The sequence below is a fragment of the Kocuria varians genome, from assembly GCF_006539885.1.
In the GTDB taxonomy this organism is placed as follows: domain Bacteria; phylum Actinomycetota; class Actinomycetes; order Actinomycetales; family Micrococcaceae; genus Kocuria; species Kocuria varians.
In genome coordinates this window covers 1-5,362 of record NZ_BJNW01000034.1, presented here as the reverse complement: position 1 = coordinate 5,362, position 5,362 = coordinate 1, and the positions used below count along the sequence as shown (strand labels likewise).

The 5,362-nt window shown below is 66.5% G+C and carries 5 protein-coding genes and 1 pseudogene; 2 read left to right on the top strand and 4 right to left on the bottom strand.

The annotated features are described in order from the left end of the window. Positions 1 to 1,046 precede the first annotated feature (1,046 nt). The 4 genes and pseudogenes from KVA01_RS12425 to arsB all read right to left on the bottom strand — a co-directional run bounded on the left by KVA01_RS12425 (position 1,047) and on the right by arsB (position 4,271). On the bottom strand, positions 1,047 to 2,129 hold the full coding sequence (locus tag KVA01_RS12425) for an ArsO family NAD(P)H-dependent flavin-containing monooxygenase (protein ID WP_141270555.1): 1,083 nt from the start codon (positions 2,127 to 2,129) through the stop codon (positions 1,047 to 1,049). 83 nt (positions 2,130 to 2,212) lie between these two features. Continuing rightward, a pseudogene (locus KVA01_RS12420) lies at positions 2,213 to 2,666 on the bottom strand (arsenate reductase/protein-tyrosine-phosphatase family protein). A gap of 47 nt (positions 2,667 to 2,713) precedes the next feature. Beyond that, positions 2,714 to 3,151 (bottom strand): arsenate-mycothiol transferase ArsC, encoded by a 438-nt coding sequence (locus tag KVA01_RS12415; protein ID WP_141270553.1) that lies wholly within the window; start codon positions 3,149 to 3,151, stop codon positions 2,714 to 2,716. Positions 3,152 to 3,176: 25 nt separating this feature from the next. Further along, positions 3,177 to 4,271 carry an ACR3 family arsenite efflux transporter gene (gene arsB / locus KVA01_RS12410; protein ID WP_141270551.1) on the bottom strand — a complete coding sequence of 365 codons (1,095 nt, stop codon included), beginning with the start codon at positions 4,269 to 4,271 and terminating at the stop codon, positions 3,177 to 3,179. A 141-nt stretch (positions 4,272 to 4,412) separates the two neighbouring features. Between arsB and KVA01_RS12405 the strand changes: the two genes are divergently transcribed. Further along, positions 4,413 to 4,730, top strand: a complete 318-nt coding sequence (locus KVA01_RS12405; protein WP_141270557.1) for an ArsR/SmtB family transcription factor — start codon at positions 4,413 to 4,415, stop codon at positions 4,728 to 4,730. Positions 4,731 to 5,119: 389 nt separating this feature from the next. After that, positions 5,120 to 5,341: a hypothetical protein gene (locus KVA01_RS13075; RefSeq protein ID WP_233438881.1), complete on the top strand. Its 222-nt coding sequence runs from the start codon at positions 5,120 to 5,122 to the stop codon at positions 5,339 to 5,341. Positions 5,342 to 5,362 lie beyond the last annotated feature (21 nt).

Genomic DNA, 5,362 nt, shown 5'->3' with positions numbered 1-5,362 from the left:
GCCCGAGTTCCGATTCTTAGAATGACCCCTTTGAACCGGAAGAGAGGGACTGTCGCTTTTATAAAGGGTTCCGTTTGCGCACATGTGGATCAGCAGCCGGATTGTTAGGCTTCAGGGCGAGCCGCCATCGTGAGGGCGGCTCGCCCTGGGGATGCTTCAACAGCAGCTGGGGTACGCGTCGGCGGTGACGGTGTAGAACTCCCAGGGCTTCTTACCGGGACCGGTGACCCAGACCTCGTTCTGGACGGCGTAGTGATCTGTTTCCGGGGTTCGAGTTGTCCCAGCCCACGCTCAGCCACTATCCGAAGGCTCTGCATGAGGCCGGGAGGGCTGGAGCGGAACAAGCGCGGGGTGTGGATGTACTACCGCACCCACCCGGTGGCGCTGGAGGCGCTGGGGACCCTGTTCGCACCCGAGGAGGCCACCGCGTGAGCAACACACCGGTGCCCGCGGACGGTGCGGTGAGGGCGGTGGGGCAACACTTGTTGCCGGGCGACACCGCTGGGGCGATCACAGTGGTCGGGCTTCAGGAGTACCGCTAGTCGGCCGTGCGCGAGATCTACGCCGCGGGCATCGCCACCGACCAGACAACCTTCGAATCCCGCCCACCAGACTGGAAGACATTCACGGGGACACGCCGGAGGATCTGCGACAGGCGGCGGTGAATAAGCACGGCGCGGTGCTGGGCTGGGTCGCGGCCGCACCGGTCTCGGCCCGTCAGGTCTGTGCCGGGGTGGTGGAGGAGTCCGTCTACGTCTACCCGGAGGCGGCCGAGCAGGATCGGTCGGCTCCAGCTGCAGGCCCTGATTGCCGCCGCGGAAGCCGCAAAAATTTGGACGATAGAGGCGAAGGTCTTCCCGGAGAACACCGCCAGCCTGGCCCTGCACCGGAAGCTCGGTTTTGAGCCGGTGGAAGTGCACCGACGCCTGGGCCGCATGAATCATGGGCCCAGGCGGGGCAGTAGTGTGACGTGATCCTAATCGAGTGGCACAGCGACACCACCAACATCTGAAACCGCCCCCGTCGTTTGACGGGCATGCCGGAGGTCAATGGGCGGGCGCCGGCGTCGAGGTGGCTAGCTGGTGTTGGAGGGCGGTGGCGGTGGCCTTGGCGGTGGGGCCGACTCCGATGAGGGTCGCCGACCCGGGTCCGGTCCAGTCCCCGTAGCCCACCAGGTAGAGGCCTGGCACCGTGGTGGAGGCGGTCCCTGCGGTGGGGATCAACCCGTCGGCCGTGCGTATCGGTAGCTGGCGCAGGTGGCGCAGGGCGGGGCGGAATCCGGTGCACCAGATCACCGCGTCCACCTCCTGTTCCTGCCCGTCGGCCCAGGTGACGCCGGCGGGGGTGAAGCGGTCGAACATCGGTTCTGGGTGCAGCAGTCCGGCGTCCCGGGCGCGCTTGACCGGGGGCACCATGACGATGTTGCCCAGGGCGGCGACCCCACCCGGGTCCGGATGCCCGGCGGCCAAGGCCCGAGAGCGTTCGGTAGCAACGCGGAAGAGCTCCCGGCCGTCGACCTCATCGGGCAGCCAGTGCGGTTCGCCCTTGATGCACCAGGTCAGCTGGGCAACCCCGGCAATCTCGGCGGCAATCTGGGCCCCGGAGTTCGCTCCGCCCACCACCACCACGCGCTTTCCCGCATAGGGGGCGGGGCCAGCGTAGTGAGCGCTATGCACCTGGGTGCCGGTGAACGCTCGTTGGCCGGGGATGGTGGGCCAGAAGGGCTGGGACCAGGTTCCGGTCGCACTGACTACCGCCCGGGCGGACCAGGTGTCTTCGGTGGCGGTCTTCAGACGGAAGCTCTGCCCATCGCGGTGCACCGCGGTCACGTGCACCGGCCGGCGGACCGGCAGGTCGTAGCGGGTCTCGTAATCGGTGAGGTAGTCGATGACATGGGCCGCATCCGGGTTGTCCGCCCCGGTGGGGGGCATGAGCCTCCCGGGCAGGGAGGAATACGAGGAGGGGGAGAACAACCGCAACGAGGGCCAGGTATGCCGCCAGGCCCCGCCGGTGGTCTCCTGGCCGTCGAGGATCACGAAGGATAGGTCCGTGCGACGGCGCAGATACCACCCCACGGCCAGACCAGCTTGACCGGCCCCGATGATCGCCACGTCCATCCGGTGTTCCATAATGCTCAGCCTCCCATTGGTTTCGCTCTCCCCCCGGATTTGGTCCCGCCCTCTGCGCGGCGGGACCGGACCTGGGGGTGTGGTTAGTTACGGATCTGGTCCCACAGGGCCTCGGCCCGGGCGTCGATGGTATCGACGATGCCCCGCACCCCCTGCAGGTTTTCCTCGGAAGGATCAGCGGTGCCCCAGTCCAGGTAGCGCTTGCCCGGGTACACGGGGCAGGCGTGCCCGCAGCCCATGGTGATCACCACGCCGGAGTCCTGCACCACCGCATCGGTGAGGATCTTCAGGGCCTGGGTGCTCAGATCGATACCCTCCTAGGCCATGGCCTCCACGGCGGCCGGGTTCACCGCCTCGGCCGGGGCGGAGCCGGCCGGGCGCACCTCGATGCGCCCACCGGAAAAGAAAGTAGGTGAGGTAGGCAGCGGCCATCTGGAACCGGCCCGCGTTGTGCACGCGCACGAACAGCACGAAAGGCTTTTCTGCGGTCTCTGCCGGGATCGTGATGGTGTTCTCGGGGGTGGTCTCAGCAGTCATGGAGGTCACCCGCTCTCTCGGAAGGGAAAGAGGAAAGGGGGCATGGTTCAGGCGGGGTCGCCGGCGGTGAGCTCGGTGAGTAGCTTCCGGACGCGGGTGTCGATGTCGTCGCGGACCAGGCGCATCCTCTCCGCACCCTCGATCCCGCGCTTGGAGGGCTCGTCGGTGTACCAGATCTCGATGGTGCCGGTCATGCCTTCGACGGGTTCGACTTTCGCCTCGTCACCCAGGATCACGACGCGGTCCACGGTGCGCAGCAGGTCCGGGTCAATCGGTTTTGGGAAACCGGTCGACATATCGGCTCCGACTTCGGCAACGACCTCGGCGGACAGGGAGTTGATCTTACTGCCGGGATTGGTACCGGCAGAGTGAACCTCTACGGCATTTGCTGCACGGTGTTCCATGAGGGCGGCGGCCATCTGGGACTTGCCGCCGTTCTTGGCGCAGACGAACAGAACGGAGGGCTTGGTGGACTCGGTGCTCAACTGGTGCTCCTGGGAGGTCGCGGGGTTAGCGGGTGGGGACGGTGCGGTCACCGGGGAAGAGCTTCCGGCCCGCCCACAGGGAGACGTAAACCAGGGCCATCAGCACGGGCACCTCGATCAGGGGACCGACTACCCCGGCCAGGGCCTGTCCGGAGGTGACCCCGAAGGTGCCGATCGCCACGGCAATGGCGAGTTCGAAGTTATTGCCGGCGGCGGTGAACGCCACGGTCGTGGACTTCGCGTAGTTCAGCCCCAGGGCGCGGGAGGCCAGCAGGGCCACCCCGAACATGAGGAGGAAGTAGACCAGCAGGGGGAGGGCAATGCGGGCGACGTCGAGGGGGTTGGAGGTGATCGCGTCACCCTGAAGGGCGAAGAGCAGCACGATGGTGAACAGTAGCCCGTACAGCGCCCAGGGACCGAGCTTCGGCAGGAACGTGCCCTCGTACCAGTCCCGGCCCCTGGCCTTCTCCCCGAGGGTGCGGGTAAGGAACCCGGCCACCAGCGGGATGCCCAGGAACACCAGCACCGAGAGGACGATGGACCACGCGGAGAACTCCGTTGACGTCGTCGGCAGCCCCAGCCAGGACGGGAGGACCTGGAGGTAGAACCAACCCAGGGCGCCGAAGGCAATGACCTGGAACACCGAGTTGATCGCCACAAGCACGGCCGCTGCCTCACGGTCGCCGCAGGCGAGGTCGTTCCAGATCAAGACCATCGCGATGCACCGGGCGAGCCCGACGATGATCAACCCAGTCCGGTACTCCGGTAGATCGGGCAGGAAGATCCAGGCCAAGGTGAACATCAGGGCGGGCCCGACGATCCAGTTCAGCATCAAGGAGACGCCCATCAAGCGTCGGTCGCCGGCCACCCGGCGGGTCTCGTCGTAGCGGACCTTGGCCAGGACCGGGTACATCATCACTAGTAACCCGATCGCGATCGGCAGGGACACCTCGCCGATCTTCACGGTTTCCAGGGCCGTGTTCAGCCCGGGGACGAACCGGCCCAACAGCAGCCCGACAACCATGGCCGCGATGATCCAGGCGGGCAGCCAGCGGTCAAGGAAGGATAAATCTTTTATCACCCTCTGGTGGACGGCGGGGGCGGTGGTGGTATTGCTCATGATCAGGGGCAACCCTTCGTATTGACGACGATCTATCGAAAACACTAGGGATCACATTGACATTGGTCAATGTAGGATGGGGCGATGATCCCTGCATCCGGTGTCCAGGCCATCTCCGCCGATCAGTGCGCCCCCGCCACGATGGGCACGAAGTGCTGCTCGCTCTCGGCCGGGCCAATGACCCCCGATGATGCGCAGCGGATCGCCGGCCGACTCAAGGCCCTGTCCGACCCGACTCGCCTGCAGCTGCTCTCGCACGTGGCGGCCCAGGGCTGCGGTGCGGTCTGCGTCTGCGATCTGACCGCGGTGGTGGACATCAGCCAGCCCACGGTCAGTCACCACATGAAGAAACTCGTGGACGCCGGGCTGCTCACCCGCGAGCAGCGGGGCAAGTGGGCGCACTACTCCCTGGTGCCCGAGGCCTTCGCCGAACTGCGGGCATTCCTGGACCTACGCTGACACTCTGGCGCCGGGTTTCTCGACCCCGGGCGCTGTCTCATCCAACACACCGCACGAGGGGATGACCACGATGGGCGGCGATACCTCGTCCACTCGTCAGGAAATCCACGATAAAATCGAACGGGTCCGGGTGGACTTCCACGCCCTCGTGACGGTGGCGACCCTGGCGGAGCTGCGCCGAGCTTCATCCGGTACCCGGTGGGCCAACGGGCGTCTGCTGTTTCGGATGTTCTTGAGCTATCTGATCACCCGGCGCCTGATCCCGCTGGTGCGCCCTGATGGGCCGGCTCCCCGAGCCAGTCAGTCGCACCTTCGCCTGGGTGCTGGGGGCCGGCACCCGGCCCTTCCACCTCATCAACTACCCAAGCGATCGGGGCTCGGCTCGGGTAGTGCACGGTCCGCGACTGATCCGGTGGTTCGACCGCACCATCGACGTCCTGCAGGGCCAGCTCGAGGCCGAGCCCGAGGATGTCATGGGCCGCGGAATGCACATGCCCGTGTGCTGGGCCCCGTACTTCCGGCATCGGCTGCGCCTGGCTGAGATCTACCACGACGGCACCCAGCACTATGACCACCACCGACAGCAGCTGACCCTCGGCCAGGCATCATGAAACCGTCCAGTTTCATGGCTC